Source organism: Neptunomonas antarctica (assembly GCF_001305295.1).
In the GTDB taxonomy this organism is placed as follows: domain Bacteria; phylum Pseudomonadota; class Gammaproteobacteria; order Pseudomonadales; family Balneatricaceae; genus Neptunomonas; species Neptunomonas antarctica.
In genome coordinates, this window is the sequence record NZ_LJSI01000027.1 from 1 (window position 1) to 20,954 (window position 20,954).

14 protein-coding genes are annotated in these 20,954 nt (G+C 46.7%); 4 read left to right on the top strand and 10 right to left on the bottom strand.

All coding sequences use genetic code 11. The annotated features are described in order from the left end of the window. Positions 1–550: 550 nt before the first annotated feature. The 8 genes from can to Nant_RS05790 all read right to left on the bottom strand — a co-directional run bounded on the left by can (position 551) and on the right by Nant_RS05790 (position 12,263). Positions 551–1,177 (bottom strand): carbonate dehydratase, encoded by a 627-nt coding sequence (gene can, locus Nant_RS05755; protein ID WP_054340694.1) that lies wholly within the window; start codon positions 1,175–1,177, stop codon positions 551–553. Positions 1,178–1,189: 12 nt separating this feature from the next. Then, on the bottom strand, positions 1,190–2,011 hold the full coding sequence (locus Nant_RS05760) for a peptidylprolyl isomerase (RefSeq protein ID WP_054340695.1): 822 nt from the start codon (positions 2,009–2,011) through the stop codon (positions 1,190–1,192). A gap of 54 nt (positions 2,012–2,065) precedes the next feature. Next, positions 2,066–2,740: a respiratory nitrate reductase subunit gamma gene (gene narI / locus Nant_RS05765; RefSeq protein WP_054340696.1), complete on the bottom strand. Its 675-nt coding sequence runs from the start codon at positions 2,738–2,740 to the stop codon at positions 2,066–2,068. Positions 2,741–2,759: 19 nt separating this feature from the next. After that, positions 2,760–3,494, bottom strand: a complete 735-nt coding sequence (gene narJ / locus Nant_RS05770) for a nitrate reductase molybdenum cofactor assembly chaperone (protein ID WP_054340697.1) — start codon at positions 3,492–3,494, stop codon at positions 2,760–2,762. Position 3,495: 1 nt separating this feature from the next. Beyond that, complete coding sequence (narH, locus tag Nant_RS05775; RefSeq protein ID WP_054340698.1) at positions 3,496–5,064, bottom strand: nitrate reductase subunit beta; 1,569 nt, start codon at positions 5,062–5,064, stop codon at positions 3,496–3,498. Beyond that, on the bottom strand, positions 5,061–8,810 hold the full coding sequence (locus Nant_RS05780; protein WP_054340699.1) for a nitrate reductase subunit alpha: 3,750 nt from the start codon (positions 8,808–8,810) through the stop codon (positions 5,061–5,063). Before Nant_RS05780 ends, narH begins: the two co-directional genes overlap by 4 nt. Before the next feature lie 448 nt (positions 8,811–9,258). Then, positions 9,259–10,863 (bottom strand): MFS transporter, encoded by a 1,605-nt coding sequence (locus Nant_RS05785; RefSeq protein ID WP_054340700.1) that lies wholly within the window; start codon positions 10,861–10,863, stop codon positions 9,259–9,261. A gap of 119 nt (positions 10,864–10,982) precedes the next feature. Next, complete coding sequence (locus Nant_RS05790) at positions 10,983–12,263, bottom strand: nitrate/nitrite transporter (protein ID WP_054340701.1); 1,281 nt, start codon at positions 12,261–12,263, stop codon at positions 10,983–10,985. A gap of 258 nt (positions 12,264–12,521) precedes the next feature. Here Nant_RS05790 and Nant_RS05795 point away from each other — a divergent pair, with 258 nt between their 5' ends. Both Nant_RS05795 and narL read left to right on the top strand, forming a co-directional pair. Next, positions 12,522–14,339 carry a type IV pili methyl-accepting chemotaxis transducer N-terminal domain-containing protein gene (locus tag Nant_RS05795; RefSeq protein WP_054340702.1) on the top strand — a complete coding sequence of 606 codons (1,818 nt, stop codon included), beginning with the start codon at positions 12,522–12,524 and terminating at the stop codon, positions 14,337–14,339. A gap of 23 nt (positions 14,340–14,362) precedes the next feature. Next, complete coding sequence (gene narL, locus Nant_RS05800) at positions 14,363–15,043, top strand: two-component system response regulator NarL (RefSeq protein WP_202904955.1); 681 nt, start codon at positions 14,363–14,365, stop codon at positions 15,041–15,043. A gap of 37 nt (positions 15,044–15,080) precedes the next feature. Here the strand turns inward: narL and Nant_RS05805 are convergent, their stop codons facing one another. After that, positions 15,081–15,305, bottom strand: coding sequence for a hypothetical protein (locus Nant_RS05805; protein WP_143773561.1), 225 nt, complete (start codon positions 15,303–15,305; stop codon positions 15,081–15,083). 256 nt (positions 15,306–15,561) lie between these two features. Further along, positions 15,562–16,014: a phasin family protein gene (locus Nant_RS05810; protein ID WP_162224927.1), complete on the bottom strand. Its 453-nt coding sequence runs from the start codon at positions 16,012–16,014 to the stop codon at positions 15,562–15,564. Positions 16,015–16,350: 336 nt separating this feature from the next. On the opposite strand from Nant_RS05810, the gene Nant_RS05815 reads away from it, so the two are divergent. Further along, the gene (locus Nant_RS05815) at positions 16,351–17,760 is read left to right on the top strand and encodes an efflux RND transporter periplasmic adaptor subunit (protein ID WP_054340705.1); all 1,410 of its coding nucleotides are present in this window, start codon (positions 16,351–16,353) and stop codon (positions 17,758–17,760) included. Then, positions 17,757–20,873 carry an efflux RND transporter permease subunit gene (locus tag Nant_RS05820; protein WP_054340706.1) on the top strand — a complete coding sequence of 1,039 codons (3,117 nt, stop codon included), beginning with the start codon at positions 17,757–17,759 and terminating at the stop codon, positions 20,871–20,873. Before Nant_RS05815 ends, Nant_RS05820 begins: the two co-directional genes overlap by 4 nt. Positions 20,874–20,954: the final 81 nt, after the last annotated feature.

Genomic DNA, 20,954 nt, shown 5'->3' on the forward strand with positions numbered 1-20,954 from the left:
TCTAATTAGCTGCATATTTATTTATAAATTTGCATTATCAATGCGAACTAAAGGCCACACATCAGACCCAACAAAAGTCAGCACTGTAAACAAAGGTTAAAATTTTTTGAGTTTATATTAAGCTTATATTAAGTTTATATTAAGTTTATATTAAGTTTGGACTAGGTTTGGACTAGGTTTGGACTAGGTTTGGATTAAGTTTACATTAAGTAAGTATTTATACAAACGTTATGTATTTAGAGAAAATCCCATATAGACCATTACGCGATAGCAGCACACTCTCTGTTTTAATTTAATGCGGATTTTTAAGCGGGATGTTCTGATTGAATACACCGGACACGCGAATAAGAGACGAATCAGTCAATGAATGATTGGAGCCTCATCATAGAGTGTGGTGTGGTGTCTTGCGGTGGTGCTGGCTTAGTCGTTAACTCGCCCGTAAACGAACAATAGTGCACTCGCAGCTTATGCCAGTATCTAAGCTAGATTAGCCACCTGATAGCAGCTATCTCGCGAATCGATTGCCGCTGGGCTGGTTTGATACAGCTATTCACATGTTCATACAGTAAATTGCCGGGATATCATCCAGACTGCTAATATCAACATTTAACTCTTTGATAATGCCGTCCTCAATACTGTAGATCCAACCATGCACGGTTAATTCATGGCCGCTTTTCCAGGCTCGTTGCACAACTTTACTATGGCAGATGTTAGTGACTTGTCGCTGAACACTCAACTCACATAAGCGGTCAACCCGCTTATCTTCATCCGTCTCAGCATCCAGTATCTCCCGATATTCAAAACCGATATCTTTTAAATGACGTAACCAGTTATCTATCAGACCCAAATCCTGATGTCCCAATGCTGCTTTAACACCACCGCATCCATAATGACCACACACGATAATATGTTTTACTTTTAAAACTTCAACGGCGTAGTGTAATACCGACATGCAGTTAAGATCGGTATGCAAAACAAGGTTGGCTATATTACGGTGCACAAAGAGTTCGCCCGGCAACATACCCACGATTTCATTCGCGGGTACACGGCTATCGGAGCAGCCTATCCACAGATAGTCTGGTTTCTGTTGTGCTGTGAGTTCTTTGAAGAAGCCTGGGCGCTTTTCCACCATACGCCGCGCCCATTGCTTATTGTTATCCAGCAGTTCCTGCAACATCAGTAATTCTCGTTATTGCATCAAGAGTGAATCAGCGCCTTTAATATCGATGCCTTCGATAGAGGCCTGCCCCGCTAACAACGATAAGTACTGACTAATACTGCGGCGATATACCTGATCTTTAAGATAAGTCGCGATACGATCGGCCACCATATTGTAAGGTAAAGGATTACCTTCCACGCGTTTATCAAGACGTACGATATGGTATCCGTAACGGCTTTCAACCGGATGCAGAGCCAGCCCTTCTTCCATTTTAAAAACCTGACGCTCAAATTCCTGAACGGTTTGTCCTTTATCTAACTGGCCTAATTCGCCATTGACCTCTTTGGACGGACAATCCGAATACTGTTTAGCCATATCTGCAAAACTATCTGGATTTTTTACTAATGCAGCAATCAGTGTCTCTGCCTGTTGCGCTGCAAATTCACGTGCTTCCTGATCTTTTGGGTCGGCCGCCAACAAAATATGACTGGCAGCGATGAGCACAGGCGTTTTGAATTTATCCTGGTTCGCCAGAAAGTAGCGTTCACAGGCTTCTTCATCAGGTGTGGGTTGCTTTACTTCCTGAACAAGCAAGGTACGAATCAGTGCTTCTTGCTGGTTTTCACCGGTGAGTATTTCTGCACTTAACTCCAACTCTTTCGCCCGCTGCAACAATAACTCTTTTACCACTAACGCGGAGGCCGCTTTTTGATGCGCCGATTCGATGTTATCGGCAGTGTGATATTGCATCTCCTGCAAAATGTCCGCTTCGTCGATAGCTTGACCATTAACGCTAACAGGCACGAAGTCATTAACAATATCTGACACCGTAATTGAGTTGATAAGTTCCATAAGAGTCTCCTGAAAAAGGGGCAGATTGCCGCCCCTTAAATCGCTTTATCGTGATTAACGTTGACGTACAATCTGGTAGCTACGCGCTAAGTACTTAACAGGCGCACTCCATACGTGTACCAAACGCGTGAACGGGAACAACAGGAAAATCGTCATACCCAGAAAGATGTGCAGCTTGTATATAAAGCCGACATTCACCAGATAATCTGCCGCACCACCATTAAAGGTCACAATGCCCTGCGCCCAGCCGGCCAGTAACAGCATCACGCTACCATCCAGATGCCCAACTGAAGCAAAGATAGTGAACAACCCAAGGGTTACCTGCATCAGCAGAATCACCAGAATCAGGATATCGGCTGTGGTGCTGGTTGCACGGATACGCGGGTTAAACAGACGTCGTTGCAACAACAACGCAGCGCCTATCAAACAAGCGACACCGGCCACACCACCAATCAGGATAGCGATCAGCTGTTTAGTGCCGGCAGACATGAAAGGCTCATAAAACGCATGTGGCGTTAACAAGCCTACCAAGTGCCCAAAGAAGATAGCGAGTATACCCACGTGGAATAAGTTGCTCGCCCGACGCATACCAGCACTGCTCAGCATCTGACTTGAACCGGTTTTCCAGGTGTATTGCTCCCGGTCATAACGCACCCAGCTTCCGACCAGAAATACTGAGCCGGCAAGGTAGGGATAGATGCCAAAGAGCAAGTCATTTAAATAAGACATTTTTCTTCTCCTCAGCCCGTCAAGAGCTTGATGGTCCGGTGGGTGTGAAATGCTTCACAGCATCGCTGATATACAACGGCTGCACCTTATCCAGCTCGCGACGACGCTGCGTCACTGCATCGTTACCGCAGTCTTGGGTAGTGGGTTCGGTAAAGCGAACCATCTCCTCTTCCCACACTTTATCGAGTGCTTCAGGTGTATCATCAGCCGCTTCGGTAGCCACTTTTGCAGCCAGCTCTTCACGTGCAACTTCAACACCGGAGATGTCGATCAGCGCGCTACAGAGTACTGAATAAATACTTTCACGCTGCTTCAGACGTGTTTCCAACAGTGCCAGTATGTGACTGATATCTGCCAGCGACTGTTTAATTTCCAGCGCCGAACGGGTTGACTGATACTCCAGGAACATCGGGATATAATCCGGCAGTTCTTTCGCATCAATCTGGAAGCCGTTATCTTCATAAACCGCCATCAGATCTACCATCGCCTGACCACGATCACGGGATTCACCGTGCACGTGTTCAAACAACAATAATGACAACGAACGGCCGCGATCAAACAGACCAACATAGTTGTCCTGAGCATCGAGCAGATCCGTGGTGCATAGCTGATCGATAAACTCGATTAGCGGTGCACGCTGCTCATCAGGCAGCGCTGCATCGGCTCTGATCTCTTCGATCAGATCCTTTCGGACCTCGAACAACTCTTCACTGGGATAATCCAGTAACAGTGAAATCACTTTAAGACTACGCATCTTATCGCTCCCCATCATTCAGCAGCGCAGGATCAACCTGCTGTACACCACTGATTTTTTTAACCATGGTCACTGTCTGTTTTTTGGCACCGAACATGTTGGTTTCTTCTTCACCACCACCACAACCGTTACCGAAAGTGAAACCACAACCACCACGTTCAGGGAAAGCATCGTTGGCAAGCTCACGATGACTGGTAGGGATAACAAAACGGTCTTCGTAGTTAGCAATCGCCAGATACCGGTACATTTCCTTAACCTGTGTTTCTGTCAGGCCGACATCTTCCAACACTTCCAGGTTGATTTTGCCTTCCACCTGCTCGTCACGTTTGTAAGCACGCATCGCTAACAGACGTTTCAGTGCTAATCGCACCGGTTTTTCATCACCGGCAGTCAACAGGTTAGCCAGATACTTAACCGGAATACGCAGTGAGTCCACATCCGGAATCGCACCATTCATACCAATGGAACCTGCATCTGCTGCGGATTGAATCGGGCTTAGGGGTGGCACATACCAAACCATCGGCAGTGTGCGGTATTCAGGGTGCAGTGGCAGTGCCAGCTTCCACTCTACCGCCATTTTGTAGACGGGCGATCTTTGAGCGGCGGTAATCACGTTGTCTGTTACACCATCCAGTTTTGCCTGAGCAATCACTTTCGGGTCAAACGGATCCAGGAAGATCTCCAGTTGTTTTTCGTACAGATCCTGTTCGCTACCACTGGCAGCCACTTCTTCAATACGGTCCGCGTCATACAGCAACACGCCAAGGTAACGGATACGGCCTACGCACGTTTCTGAGCAGACAGTCGGCATACCGGATTCGATACGCGGGTAACAGAAAATACACTTCTCTGATTTACCGCTTTTCCAGTTGTAGTAGATTTTTTTGTATGGGCAGCCGCTGACACACATACGCCAGCCGCGACACTTATCCTGGTCGATCAGGACGATACCGTCTTCTTCACGTTTGTAGATCGCACCACTTGGGCACGATGCGACACACGCTGGATTCAAACAGTGCTCACACAAACGTGGCAAGTACATCATGAAGGTGTTTTCGAACTGGCCATAGATCTCCTTCTGTACATTGTCGAAGTTTTTATCTTTCGAGCGTTTAGAGAATTCTGTACCCAGAATCTCTTCCCAGTTTGGGCCCCACTCGATTTTCTTCATTCGTTGACCCGTGATCAATGAACGCGGACGCGCTACCGGCTGATGCTTACCTTCCGGTGCGTTGTGCAGGTGTTGGTAATCAAAATCAAACGGCTCATAGTAATCGTCGATCTCCGGCAGATCCGGATTGGCGAAAATATTTGCCAGTATCCGCCATTTACCACCGATGCGCGGTTCAATGCTGCCGTCTACTTTACGTACCCAGCCGCCTTTCCATTTTTCCTGATTTTCCCACTCTTTTGGGTAGCCTATGCCAGGCTTGGTTTCAACATTGTTGAACCAGGCATATTCAGTCCCTTCACGTGAGGTCCAAACGTTTTTACAGGTAATTGAACAGGTGTGACAACCGATACATTTATCGAGGTTCAGCACCATACCTACTTGGGAGCGGATTTTCATTTCGCTGCCTCCTGAGTGTAATCGTTGTCTTCGCCATCCAACCAATCGATGTTTTTCATTTTACGAACAATGACAAACTCATCACGGTTAGAACCTACAGTGCCGTAATAGTTAAACCCATAAGACTGCTGTGCATAACCACCAATCATGTGAGTTGGTTTAGGGCACACTCGGGTACACGAATTATGAATACCGCCTCGTGTCCCGGTGGTTTCTGCACCCGGTACGTTGACGATACGTTCCTGAGCGTGATACATCATCGTCATACCATCAGGTACACGCTGCGATACCACAACTCGACAAGCGATCGCCCCATTGGCGTTAAACACTTCGACCCAATCGTTATCTTCGATACCGGTTGTTGTCGCATCGCCTTCACTCATCCAGATGATCGGACCACCACGCGACAGCGTCAGCATCAGCAGGTTGTCTGAATAGGTTGAATGGATACCCCATTTCTGATGTGGCGTAATAAAGTTCAGCGCAATCTCAGGGTTACCGTTTGGTTTTTTATTCATCAACGGCGCAACGGATTTGGTGTTGATCGGCGGACGATAGGAGACAAAGCCCTCACCGAAGTCGCGCATCCACTCATGATCCTGATAGAACTGCTGACGGCCGGTCACGGTACGCCATGGGATTAATTCATGTACGTTGGTGTAACACGCATTATAAGACACGTGCTCATCTTCCAGACCTGACCAGGTGGGTGAGGAAATAATCTTACGTGGCTGCGCCTGTACATCACGGAAGCGGATTTTTTCATCGGCTTTCGGACGTGCCAGATGCGTATGCTCAAGACCTGTAATTTCACCCAACGCCGCCCAGGCTTTTATCGCTACCTGTCCATTGGTTTCAGGTGCCAGACTCAGAATCATCTCGCAGGCATCAATTGCTGTATCCAGTTTCGCACGGCCTTTATGAATACCTTCTTCGGTATGCGTCCAGTTAAGCTCTTTGAGGAATTTAACTTCGTCTTTAGTATCCCAGCCAATCCCTTTACCCCCATTACCGGCAGATTCCAGCAAAGGACCAATTGAACTAAAGCGTCGGTAAGTATTGGGATAGTCACGCTCAACCACCACCAGATTTGGCATGGAGATGCCCGGAACCGGATCACATTCACCTTTTTTCCAATCCATAACACCCAGTGGCTGAGCCAGCTCACCCGGAGAGTCATGCTGCATTGGAATGGTCACCAGATCTTGCTCGACGCCAAGATGCCCTACACAGACTTCTGAGAATTTTTCAGCGATGCCTTTATAGATATCCCAGTCAGAACGCGCTTCCCATGCAGGATCAGTGGCGGCAGACAAGGGATGAATAAACGGATGCATATCCGATGTATTCAGATCGTCTTTCTCGTACCAGGTGGCGGTTGGCAGTACGATATCGGAGTACAGACAGGTAGTGGACATGCGAAAGTCCAGTGTTACCAGCAGGTCAACTTTACCTTCTGCGCCTTTATCGTGCCAAACCACGTCTTCTGGTTTTTTAATGCCGTCTTCACCCAGATCTTTGTTCATCAGACCATGATTGGTACCCAATAGGTACTTCAGCAAGTATTCGTGACCTTTACCAGATGAACCCAGTAAGTTAGAGCGCCAGATAAACATGTTACGCGGAAAGTTTTTCGGATTATCCGGGTCTTCACAAGCAAAGTTCATCGCGCCGGATTTCAACTGATCAACGGTGTATTCCTGCGCCGTTTTACCCGCAGCCTCAGCTGCTTTGGTAATGTGCAGCGGGTTACAATCCAACTGTGGAGCGGAAGGCAACCAGCCCATACGTTCGGCACGCACGTTATAGTCAATCAGACTACCGGTCCATTTAGATTTATCAGCCAATGGCGACAGAATCTCAGTCACATCCAGCTTCTCATAGCGCCACTGACTTGAGTGGTTATAGAAGAAAGAGGTACCGTTCATGTGGCGTGGCGGACGCTGCCAATCCAGACCGAAAGCCAGAGGAGTCCAACCTGTCTGAGGGCGCAGTTTTTCCTGACCCACATAATGAGCCCAACCACCACCCGACTGACCGACGCAACCACACATGATCAGCATGTTCATCAGGCCGCGGTAGTTCATGTCCATGTGATACCAGTGATTCATACCGGCACCCACGATGATCATGGAACGACCTTTGGTCTTATTCGCTGTATCTGCAAATTCACGGGCAATCTGAATCGCTACTTTACGATCCACACCGGTGATCTGCTCCTGCCATGCAGGGGTATAAGGCGCGTTATCATCGTAGCTGGTCGCTACAAAATCACCGCCCAGACCACGGTCGATACCGTAGTTAGCCATCATCAGATCATAAACGGTGACCAACAGGGACTCAGAACCATCCGCCAATTTGACGCGCTTGGCCGGCAGGTTGTGATGGATGATGTCAGTAAAGGTATTGTGTGTGAAATATTCGTTTTCAACACCACCAAAGTACGGGAAGCCAACAGACGCGATCTCATCATGGCTATCCAACAAGCTCATTTTAAGCGTAGTTGAACGGCCTTCAAGACCTTCTTTCTGCTCGATGTTCCACTTGCCCTTCTCGCCCCAGCGAAAGCCGATAGAGCCGTTAGGTACAACATAGCTATCGGTTGCTTCATCGTAAGCGACGGTTTTCCACTTAGGATTATTATCCTGACCCATGTTGCCATCAAAATCGGATGCACGGATAAAGCGACCGGCGGCATAAGAGCCATCTTCGCGCTGATCCAGCTGCACCAGAAATGGCATATCCGTATAGTCACGGCAGTATTCAGTAAAGTAGGCGCTTGGGTTATCAACGTGGAACTCTTTCAGGATGACATGCCCGAAAGCCATCGCCAGTGCCGCATCGGTACCCTGTTTAGGGCTCAGCCACTGGTCACACAACTTAGCAACTTCAGCATAATCCGGTGTAATGGATACCGTTTTGGTACCTTTATAGCGTACTTCCGTAAAGAAGTGAGCATCCGGTGTACGTGTCTGTGGAACGTTAGAACCCCAGGCGATGATGTAGTTGGAGTTGTACCAGTCAGCTGATTCAGGAACGTCTGTCTGCTCACCCCAGGTCATCGGAGATGCGGGCGGCAAATCGCAGTACCAGTCATAGAAGCTCAGACACACACCACCAATCAAAGACAGGTAACGCGCACCGGCAGCATAGGACACCATTGACATGGCCGGGATTGGTGAGAATCCGATAACGCGGTCAGGGCCGTATTCTTTAATGGTGTAGGTATTAGCCGCCGCGATGATTTCGTTTACTTCATCCCAGGTAGAGCGTACAAAACCACCCTGTCCACGCATCGATTTATATGATGTTGCTTTGGCAGAATCTTCAACAATCGATGCCCAGGCATCGACCGGATCTTTAGTGGTACGGGCTTCACGCCATAGCTTGATTAAGCGCTTACGTACGGTTGGATACTTAAGACGGTTAGCACTGTAGATATACCATGAATAACTCGCACCACGAGGACAACCACGTGGTTCATGGTTTGGCAGATCAGGACGGGTACGCGGGTAATCTGTTTGCTGGGTTTCCCAGGTAATCAGACCGTTTTTAACATAAATTTTCCAGCTGCAAGAACCGGTACAGTTAACCCCGTGTGTTGAACGGACAATCTTGTCATGCTGCCAGCGCTGACGATATCCATCTTCCCATTCACGGCTCTCTTTGACAGTTTCCCCATGCCCATTAGCAAAGGTACTCTGCTTTTTCTTTAGAAATCTTAGTCGATCGAGCAAATGACTCATTTTATTCTCTCCTGAAACCGCTAGGTCAGGACGGGGCATAAACAACCCCGAGCCGTTTTATTAATGTGCCGCACATGATGACGTCTGCAGCACATACCGATTTATCCGGTCATAAGGCAGTTAAACCATCCCTGTAAAACACGCCCTATTGCTTACTGTTAAGCTCACCATACCCGCTTTCATAACGGGAGCTTGTTGACTCAGATCAACACTCAGAATGAGCAAAAAACATAGACAAGCCCCAAATACCTCTTTGGTGATATAGTTAAAAATCAACATAATTATTTGTTTTTAAAAGACAAATTATTGAAATAATAAATATCTAAGCTATACAACAGACAACACCGTGTTTTTGTAGGTAGTCCGTTAGAATCTTAAAAAATGGATAAAAAAAGAGCCCGTTCGGGCTCTTTTCAAAAGATGACTATTAATACTTATTGCCTATCGATCAGGGATTCTTAAATTCAGCGTTAGGACTCAGGTAAAACCACCAGTTCAGCACCAGACACACCAGATAGAATACAGCAAAGCCATACAAGGCCATTTCTGGTGTAGCCATCTTAATCTGTTCACCAAACACCTGAGGGATAACAAAAGCACCGTAAGCGGCTACCGCCGACGTCCAACCCAGTGCCGGGCCGGCCTGCTCTTTAGGGAAGACCATCGCAATGGTACGGAAAGTAGATCCGTTACCAATCCCAGTGGCAGCAAACAACACCAAGAACAAGCCCAGGAACGGTACAAAGTAAATTTCAGGCGTTTCCGACTGGTAAGCATCTTTAAGGAAGTAAGCAACGCCTAATGCGCTCGCTATCATCACGATAGAAACATAATGCGTTACGCGCGCGCCCCCTAGCTTATCAGCCATCCAGCCACCCACAGGACGAATGAAAGCACCGATAAACGGGCCCATCCATGCATACATCAGCGCAGACGGCCCATTAGCATTGATCACGCTATGCGTCATCACACCATCGACCATTAAATGCTGATAACCGAACACCACCTTTATAGCCAGCGCAAAACCGGCGGAGTAACCAATAAAACTACCAAAAGTACTGGTGTAGATAATACTCATTACCCAGGTATGCTTATTCTCAAAAATTTTAAACTGGCGCTTAAGATTAGGCTTGATATCCCCCGGCACCATTTTCATCAAGATAACCGTCAAAAACAGAATACCCAGAATAACAGGCCATTTCAGCCAGCTAGGTCCCCCCATGCCCGTAGGTGCAGGCAGAATGATGTAAAGCCCGATAGCCGCGGTAAAGAAGCCGATCAGCAATAACCCCAGCACTTTTGACATGGCACCGACAGGAGAGCCGATATCCGGTGAAACATCATCCGTACGGATATTGTTCATACCAAACCAAGCGGCTATCGCTAGCGGTATTAATAACAATAACCACACAAAGCCTGCATTGTGGATATAGGTTTCAGTCCCGGCCGGAATTTTACCGATCAAGGTACCTGAGGTATTTTCCAGAATCATCGGTTCACCGCCGAAAATACCGAATGTCATGACCAGCGGTACCAGAATCTGCATAGTGGTGACACCTGCATTACCCAGACCGGCATTCAGCCCCAGCGCTAAACCCTGCTGTTTCTTAGGAAAGAAAAAACTGATGTTAGACATGGAGGAAGCGAAGTTCCCACCACCAATACCCGACAAGAAGGCCAGTAACTGGAACACCCACAGCGGTGTATCTTTATCCTGCAGCGCAAAGCCCGCACCAATAGCCGGAATCATCAGCAATGCTGTCGTAAAGAAGATAGTATTTCGTCCACCCGCGATACGGATAAAAAAGCTGCTCGGTATTCGTAAGGTTGCCCCTGTTAACCCCGCTATCGCCGATAAAGTAAAGAGATCAGCTTTGGCAAAATCAAAGCCGAGGTTAAGCATTTGTACCGTAATGATGCCCCAGTACAGCCAGACAGCGAAGCCGCACAATAAACTGGGAACCGAAATCCAGAGGTTGCGGCTAGCCACAGCCTTTCCTTCGGACTCCCAGAATTGTTCATCTTCTACGTCCCATTTTTTTATATCAGACATATTTTTTCTCCAGAGTGAAAGCAGCGGTAGCCTAATGACGCCATCTGCATTCGATCTACATAAACTAAACAACCTGATATCTATCTACCGGATCAGCAGCGGACATCAGCCATTTATAACTAAGAATCGTCTTTCAGAAAGTTATTGCGGATCGCTTCCTGCAATCGGGTACGTCGCTCTTCAACGGAGATGCCGTAATACATGACGCACATACACACCGCCAACACTCCGTAAAGCAACATAAAGCAAGAGCTGCGAACTCCCATCGTATCGGCCACCAGACCGAACAGGACTGGCAGAACAAATCCGCCAATCGCACCCAACATGCCCACCATGCCTCCGACTACACCCATTCTTTCCGGGTAGTAGTCGTAAACAAGACGAAACACGCTGGCCTTCCCAAAACCCATAGCCACACCCATCACCATCACTAAAACAGTAAACAACCAGACCGGCATATCGATCACGAACGTCGTGTCCTCACGAATTCCGTGAACTGTCATGGTGGTAGGGGGATAGGAAAGGAAAAACAGGCAAACAAGACAGACCCAGAAAACACTCCAATTAACATGGCGTGCCCCCAGATGATCTGCACTCCAGCCGCCCAGAATACGCGTCAGCGCACCGGGAAGCGTAAACATCAACGTCAGAAATGAAGCAGTCTGGATATCCAGACCATAATGGCTGACGTAGTAGTCTGGTAGCCATAATGCCAGCGCAATATAACCACCAAAAACAAAGAAATAATAAAGTCCGAAACGCCACACACGCGCATCGGCCAAGGGTTTAATCTGTTCGGCTAACGTTGAGATGCGATGCGGTTGACGCCCTGCTTGCTGGTCTTCATCGGTTAACATCCAGAACAGAAAGGCCAGTAACAGCAATACAACCCCATAAGCGGTAGGTGCCATACGCCAACCATAGGCAATAATAATTAATGGTGCGATCAGATTAGTAATCGCAGCTCCCAGATTGCCGGCACCAAAAATCCCCATGGCTAAGCCTTGAGAGCGTTCACTGGAACGCGACGAGACAAAATGAATACCGATACTGAACATACTGCCAGAGGCACCCACGCCTAATCCCAATAGCAGGTAGTGATTGAACGTTGAGGCATAAGAAAAAAGAAACAAAGGAACACTGACAAACAGCAACAAAGCGACAATCAGCCTTCTGCTACCCCAGCGCTCTGCCAGAATACCCATTGGCAGGCGAAGTAAGGCGCCCGTAAGAATCGGGGTTGCCACCAGCACGCCAAACTGGGTATCAGAAAGTAACAGGTCATTCTTAATTTGCAGGCCAATAACAGACACTAATGTCCACACCGCAAAACACGCGGAAAAGACCAGTGTGGCCATCGCGATCGCGGATATCTGCTGCTGGTTACTGTTGCCTATCATCGAACACCTGTTCAAACTGAGATGAATGCGTACGACGGTAAGCCTGTATTGATTATATTTTGTTGACCGAAATCAAAGCTTAACCTTATGATTAACGTCAGGTTTTTCTAAAATACCTCTTTATAGGTACCACTTTATAGCTTTGTAACCACATGATTTTGCTGATATTTTGCTTAAGCATTAAACAATACATCCAGAATGCTGTTTACAATGATATCTTTATGAGTATTCAGCTATGTCAGAGGCAGATTTACGCTAATGCACTTTTTCAAACAGTCAATTATTGCTCGATTAGGCGCGGCCATGTTGGCCATCAGCATCATGGCTGTCGTTAGTATGATTGGTTCCGTGATTGTTGCAGAAAGCACTCAGGGAGACGCCGCCGGCATCAATTTGGCAGGTTCGCTACGCATGCTGTCTTACCGGATTATTGCCGAAACAGGACAATACTCCCACGACCAGACAGACGAACGACGCTCGAAGGTACAACACACTATCTCTGAATTTGAAAAGCGCATCAGTAGCCCAATACTTAAAGAAGTGATCCCACAAGAGGGTGACCATGACCTCTATCGGCTTCATTCGAATTTAAAGAAAGATTGGCATGAACAGATTCTGCCCGCACTGGATCAGATGCTGACTGATGCAAGCTCCACACCAGAGTACATCGATAAAATTGAGCTATTTGTTCATCGTATTGATCAAATGGTGCAGTTACTCGAACGCAGTACCGAGTCAAAAATAAAGTTATTAAGTCTGGTTCAGGGTATCAGCCTGTTTATGACCGTACTGATCATTCTCATCGCTATGCTGGATATCAAAAATAATGTCGTTCTACCCTTGCAGGAATTAGTTCAGATGGCTCGCCGTGCCAGCCGTGGTGATCTTGCCGCACGGGTGGAATATGAAAGCCAGGACGAACTCGGTGTACTGGGTGATTCGTTTAACCATATGGCCGAAGAGTTATCTAAAATTTATACGGATCTTGAACAGCGGGTACAGAAAAAAACAGCGCAGTTACAGCAGTCTAATGAAGCATTGCAGTTACTTTATGACACCACTCGCTGCTTTAATCGCAAAGAGGATATCTGCCGCCGTTTAATGCCTGTGATGCAGCAGTTAGAAACAGTCACTCCCTTTGGTCCCATCAAAGTTACACTATGCGAGCCCAACAATAAAAAAAGTTATCGACAGCTCACCACACAATCCTTAGAACGGCCCGAAGATTGCCGGGTTCTCAGTTGTAATAGCTGCATAGTGCAAGATCTCGACCCTCGTACTCACAAAACACTCACCTTGCCTATCCAGACACGAGAAACCTACTTTGGGGAGTTTAATGCGCAATTCCTACCGCACTCGCCGCCGACTCAATCCGAAATAAAACTGGTAGAAACCATTGTCGAAAACCTTGCCATCTCAATGTCTCTGGAATTAAAGGCTGAACAGGAACAACATTTGTCCCTGATTGAAGAACGATCAGTGATTGCCAGAGAGCTACATGACTCACTGGCGCAGTCACTTTCATATCTGAAAATCCAGGTAGCACGCCTGCATATTCTGCGAAAAAAGAACGCCAATGCAGAACAAATTAACGACGTAGTGGATGAGTTGAAAGAGGGGTTGAACAACGCTTACCGACAGTTAAGAGAGCTGCTGACCACCTTCCGCCTTAAGCTTGATGCTCCGGGGCTTGAACACGCGCTTGAAACTACCATCAATGAGTTTTCAGAGCGCTTAGGCACGCCAATAAATTATCATTATGGCATCCACCATCTGACATTAACGCCCAACGAAGAGATCCATGTGCTGCAATTGCTCAGAGAAGCACTGGCAAATGTTGTCAAACATGCACAGGCAACTGATGTGAAAGTATCCATCACGGCGGAGCGAGACAATATCAGCGTTTGTATCCAGGATAATGGTATTGGTTTACCTGCAAATCAGGAACTGACCAACCATTATGGACTGGTCATTATGCAAGACAGGGCCGCCACTATTAACGGCAAGTTGAGCGTTGCCAACCAGTCATGCGGTGGTACCCGGGTTTTGCTAACATTCACAACAAAACATCATTAAGTCGATCAATAAGGACTCTATCTATGCGTGAAACCATTTTGAGTGAAACTGTATTGAATGAAACAATACCTGCCACCATTTTACTGATAGATGATCACCCGCTGTTACGAAAAGGCGTAAAGCAGCTTATCGAACTGGATGATGAGCTTAAGGTAATAGCAGAAGCAAGTAACGCCATCGATGGCATCAAAATGGCCAAGGAAACGGAACCTGATCTTATTCTGCTTGACCTGAACATGCCCAATATCAATGGCATCGAAACACTTAAAATGCTCCGCGATGAAGAAGTTGCCTCACGCGTGATCGTCTTTACTGTATCTGATAATGAAGAAGACGTAGTCGCTGCACTAAAAGCCGGAGCCGACGGTTATCTGCTGAAAGATATGGAACCCGAAGAATTACTGGCCAGCCTGCATCAGGCAGCCTTAGGCAAAGTCGTTATCAGCGATAAGTTAACCACCCTGCTTGCACAAGCACTGCAATCGGGACGTAGCAGTAACAAATCAGATATCAGTAGCCTGACACCCAGAGAAAAGCAGATTATCAAACTGATTGCCGGTGGCTTACCCAATAAACTGATCGCCCGTAAACTCAACATCACCGAAGGTACAGTCAAAGTACACGTAAAACACTTGCTGAAAAAACTACATTTACGCTCACGCGTTGAAGTCGCTGTTTGGGCAGTACAGGAAGGGCTTAGGTAAGGCTGAAGTTAAGCTGATACACCTTGTAATATGATAACTATACGTCACCTTGTGTAGTAATCGCTGGCGTGTCCCCTTCGACAGGAAGATCTTTGACACTCTTTAACTTAGCCGAGAATTCTTGACGGACGCTGTCATCAAGAATAGCTTCTGCTATCTTCTCGGCAACGGCCTCATTAACGCCTTGTGCCTCAATGATTTCGGCGATGTAATACAGTACATCAGTACGGTTATCCATGTCTTTGGCGAGTTTGAGATCCATATATTCCCCAATTACTAAACCTTTCTTACTGATGACTTGATGGACCGTGCGGATGGTCATACTGTCTCCCCATTAGGCATAAATGCTGTTTATTTATACAGTATACGTAGTCCACATATTTATGCAAGCCAACATCAGGAGGGATACAATGCTCTTCCGGAAATTCCTTCAAACAATACGCCACAGACACGAAAAAGCCGCGAAGATCGCGGCTTTAGAAATAACGTTAGCGTATCAATGTATTTCCTTTAGCGCATTAATGAGCGCTTTTCTGTGACGCAGTTTTTGCTGTAGAAGGTGGTTTCTTGCCTATCATTTCAGGCGAAAAAGATTTCGTTACTTCTTCGAGTTTTTCCTGAGAAGTCTGCATAAATTTAGTCACATTATCCAATCCATACACCTCAGTCATCTCAGAAACGCTTTTTTCAATGAGATCCATGAACTGCTCTTTAGCAGCGGCCAGTGTCGCCATGTCTTTTTCTGCAACATTATTCAACCTGGCTTCCAGATCTTTGAAGTATTTAATCTGCAATTCAAAAGCAGCTTTAGGCTCTTTAACTTCGCTTAACGCTTTCATTTGAGCTACACCAGCATTGAACATATCTGTCATATACTCAGTTTGAATAGAGATCAACTGTTCTGCTGTTGATTTATTAACTTCAGCCATAGTGGTAATAGGCTTCATTTTTTCTGTCATATCTTTAATCATATCTTCACGCATTTTATAATCCTCAGTAAGCATCATTAAGTTTATTTCTCAGGTCGCACATATACATTAAATAGAGTGATATTTGTGCTTACCTATTGTTACCTGTGGTTGTGTAAGAAACTAAATACAACCTTTTATTATTTATAATTATGAGTATTTGCACACCTAAATCAATGCAATTGAGCGGTACTTAAATAAAATTAAGTCTTATAAATTTATTATTAAGTTCACTGCAAAGTGGGATTTTTAATCAAAGAATTTGTTATATAATGATTTTTTAATATACATATATAATTAAACGTTTATCACTCCATATCAGACACTCTGGAAATTTTGATGAAAGCTTATTTTCAAAAACCTTATATGTTTTTTATCGTTGTTTTCATCGGTATCGCTATTGCGGCTTATCTGATAAAAAGCAAGCCCGCTATCGAACACGCTGATACGGCAATGCCTCCTAAATCTGTAGACGTGATCACAGTACGTGCCATTCCTATAAGCCCTCACGTCACCGCTTATGGAACCGTTGAACCGTCGGTGTCGTTGAAGATAAAGGCCCAGGTTAGCGGCAAGGTCAGCTACCTTCATCCAAACTTGCAATCCGGTGCCAGTATTTCAGCAGGCACGCTGGTTATTAAAATTGATCAACAAGACTCGCAAATATCACTCAATCAAAGCGAAGCTGATTTACGTGCCAATCAGTCTGCTTTAGCGCAGCTGGATGAAGAAGAAAAGACGACCCGACGCTCGTTGCAATATGCCAAAGAGAACCTGCGTGTAGGCGAGCAGGAACTGGCAAGAATCAGAGATATCTGGGATAAGCAGTTAATATCACGCTCTACACTGGATGCAGAAGAGCAGAAAGTATTACAGCTTCGCCAGAGCACCGCCAATTTGCAAGGTACACTCAATAGCTACGTCAGTCGTCGCAACGCAATCCAGGCCCAAATAGAACGCGCCAGTGAGCAGGTTAAAGGTCAGACGACTACGTTAGGTCGTACCGAAATATATATGCCTTTTGATGCACGCGTAGGTGCTGTACTGATAGAAAAAGACGAATATGTTTCAGTGGGCACTTATTTGTTTGAAGCACTGGCGACCAATCGTATTGAGGTCAATGCACAATTACCTGTCCAGCAGATGCGAACACTGGTGAGTAGTGGCCTTGCCGAGGGTAACATCAACATTCAGGGTGCCGATTTAAGCCTGATTCTGGAGCAACTTCAGCTCGTCGCCAATGTCCGTCTTGTGGGCGGCAGCACTGAGGCTGTCTGGGCAGCAAAACTGTTACGTTTCAGCGAATCTGTTGATCCTGTTCGCAGGACATTAGGCGTGGTTGTTGCTGTGGATAATCCTTATCAGAAAGTCATTCCGGGAAAACGTCCGCCGCTCATTAAAGGGATGTTCACCGCGGTTGATCTGTATGCACCCGAATATTCTGCCCTTATCATCCCCCGCAGTGCTCTGCATGAAGGCCGGGTATATATCGCTAATGCAGACCAGCAACTGGAGATCCGACCGGTCTCTGTGCAGTTCCAACAAGGAAATCTGCTCGTTATCGACGCGGGACTGAACGCTGGTGAACAGATTATCATTAACGACCTTATCCCTGTGATTGAGGGCATGCCGCTTCAACCAATCCTGAATACTCAATTTGAAATGAATTTACAACACCGCGCCAAAAAACCGGAAATAGTGAATCCCGATATAGTTCTCGAGGTTAACACCGGCGGAGCGCCACAATGATCCGTTATTTTTCAGGCCACCCTACTGCCGCCAATATTTTGATGATGGTGATTATTCTACTCGGGCTTGTGACGTTACCTCAGCTAAACAAAGAAACCTTCCCTGAGATAAAACTCAATAAAGTCAGTGTTACGGTGCCCTATCCAGGCGCTAGTCCTACCGATGTAGAGGAAGGATTGTGTAATCGTCTGGAGGATGCTACGGATGGTATTAGCTTTCTTGAAGAGCAAACATGTGAAGCACGCGACAGCCTAGCAACGCTGACACTGGACATGCAGGAAGCCGGCGATATTAAACAGTTCGTTAGTGATGTGAATGCCGCCATTGATGGCATCAATGACTTTCCTGTCAAGGCAGAAGATCCCGTTATTCAGGAGCTGGGGCGCACGGATGCCGTATTGAGCGTAGCGGTTACCGCAGACATCACCATGCCCGAACTTAAAGCCTTAGCGGAACATTATCGTAATCGTCTGCTGGCGCTGCCTGAAGTCCCTATTGTGACGGTAACAGGTTTTTCAAAACATGAACTGAGCATACAAGTGAAAGCGGATGCGATGCGCCAGTACCAACTCAGCATTCAGGACGTTGCTAATCTCATCTCAGCTCAGGCGATTGATCTGCCGGCCGGTATTTTAGAAGGTAGCCAAAACGCCTATCAAATCCGTGTTGAAAATACGCGACGTACGGTCAATGAGCTGCAAGATCTGGTTATTCTCAACACGACAAAAGGTGGCCAATTAACGCTGGGCGATATAGCGAGCATTGAGGACAATTTTGTTGATGAGGAACAACGCACCGAAATTAACGGAAAACCCGCGGCGCTGATCCAAATCAGCAAGAATAAAACCGACGATACACTCACGATTTATAACGCGGCAAAAGCGTTTATTGACCAGGAAAATGCCCGACTGCCTGCAGGTACTTCGCTGATTATTACACAAGATTCGGCCTCCATTGTTCAGGACAGGCTGAATCTGCTGATCAGAAATGGCTGGCAGGGGTTGCTTCTGGCAACGCTGGTTTTGTTTTTATTCTTTAACTGGCGCTATACCTTCTGGATAGCATTAGGGCTGCCCGTATCTTTTTTGGGCGGTCTGGTCATCATGTCGACGCTTGGCGTGAGTATCAACATGATCTCAATGGTCGCGCTGTTAATGGCGATCGGTATCTTGATGGATGATGCTATTGTGCTGTCAGAAAGTATTGAGCATGAACATCGCAAAGGTAAGTCTCCTTTCCAGGCCAGTATCGATGGTGTTAAAAAAGTCGCACGCGGTGTGTTTTCATCCTTTGTCACGTCAGCCATCTTGTTTGGCAGTTTACTGTTATTAAAAGGCGACATGGGCCAGGTACTGGGTGTATTACCTGTGGTATTACTGTCGGTATTATCCATCAGTTTGATTGAAGCCTTCCTCATTTTACCGCATCACTTACAACACTCACTAGGCCATCATAACAAAGACCAGACGCCTCAATGGCGCATCAGCTTTGAAGCACAGTTTGAGAAGCTGCGGATGTGGGTTGGCACAGTGGCAGACGGGGCCATCCGCTATCGTTACCTCACAGTAGGAACCACCATTGTTCTGTTAATTATCTCTATCAGCTTACTGATATCAGGGACGGTAAAATTCAAAGGCTTTCCGGATATCGAAGGAAATCAGCTGGAAGTACGACTATTAATGCCGCAAGGCACGCCGTTTAGCCGTACTCAGGAAGTGGTCACGCTACTCACGACCAGCCTGGAAAAAACGCTGCAGCAATTACCGGCAGAACCCGACGGTAAGCTGATCAAGAATATGACGGTCTTATTCAGCCGTAATGATGATGCACACGAAGCAGGATCGCATCTTGCCACCATCAGTCTGGATCTGCTGGATGCCGAAAAACGTCACACATCTCTGGTCGAACTCCAGCGGTTATGGCGGGAGTCTACACCCCAGATACGAGATGCTGTGTCGGTACAATTTAAGGAGCCCAGGCATGGACCTTCAGGGCAAGCCATCTCTATTCGCTTGCAAGGCAGTAATATGGATACGCTCTACGATGCATCCTGGGAGTTGCAAAACTGGCTCAACGGCTATCCAGGCACGAGTAATATCATGTCAGATATCCGTCCCGGAAAAACCGAATTCACCGTGCACTTGCAAGAAGGCTCCATCAGTTCAGGCATAGATGTTCAAGGGTTATCGTCACAGCTGCGAGCGGCCTACCAAGGCGTTAAAGTAGGTGATATTTATCGGGGCAGTGAAGCCTACGAAATCAACGTGATGCTCGATAGCGATCCGGAAGAGGCACTGTCTGAATTCGAAAATCTGACGCTGTTCTCGAAAACGGGGGTCGATATTCCATTGAGATCGATTGCCACTATCGAGGAAAACCGTCAATACTCACGCATTGTTCGTGTTAACCATCAACGCACCGTCACAGTCAGCGGCGATGTAGATACGAAGCTGGCCAATACCAGTGAAATTATCCAACATACCCGCGATGAGTTTTTACCGCAGTTAAAAGCCCGCTACCCTGAATTAACGTTCAGCTTAGAAGGCGAAGTAAAAAATGATCAGGAGACCAGTGGTTCAGTGTTAACCGGATTTATACTCGGCATTGCGGGTGTCTACCTTTTGCTCAGCTTGCAGTTCTCTAATTTCAAAGAGCCGATTATTGTTCTGCTTAATATTCCGCTGGCACTGATTGGTGTGATTTGGGGGCACTTTATAATGGGGCTGGATTTGAGCTTACCCAGTATGATCGGGTTTGTATCATTAGCAGGCGTAGTGGTGAATGATTCTATTTTACTGGTCGAGTTCGTCAAAATACGCAGTATGGAAGGCATGAGTCTTCATGATGCCGCGGGCCAAGCGGTACGTGACCGTTTTCGTGCTATTTTCCTGACCTCAATTACCACTGTCGCGGGCATGATCCCGCTACTCTCAGAAACCAGCCTACAAGCACAGATATTAATCCCCCTGGTCACCAGCGTAGTCTTTGGCATGCTCTCTTCTACACTGCTGTTACTGCTCGTACTTCCCTCGTCTTACGCCATACTCGAAGATCTCGGGTTTACAGAGCTGGATAGCTTAAGTGATGACACGCGTCAATCAATCCATCAATAAAGCAGTATCTACTCAATCGCACCTGCATGCATAATAATCATCTAATCCTGAAGTATGTATCATTAGTTAATAAATCCGGCA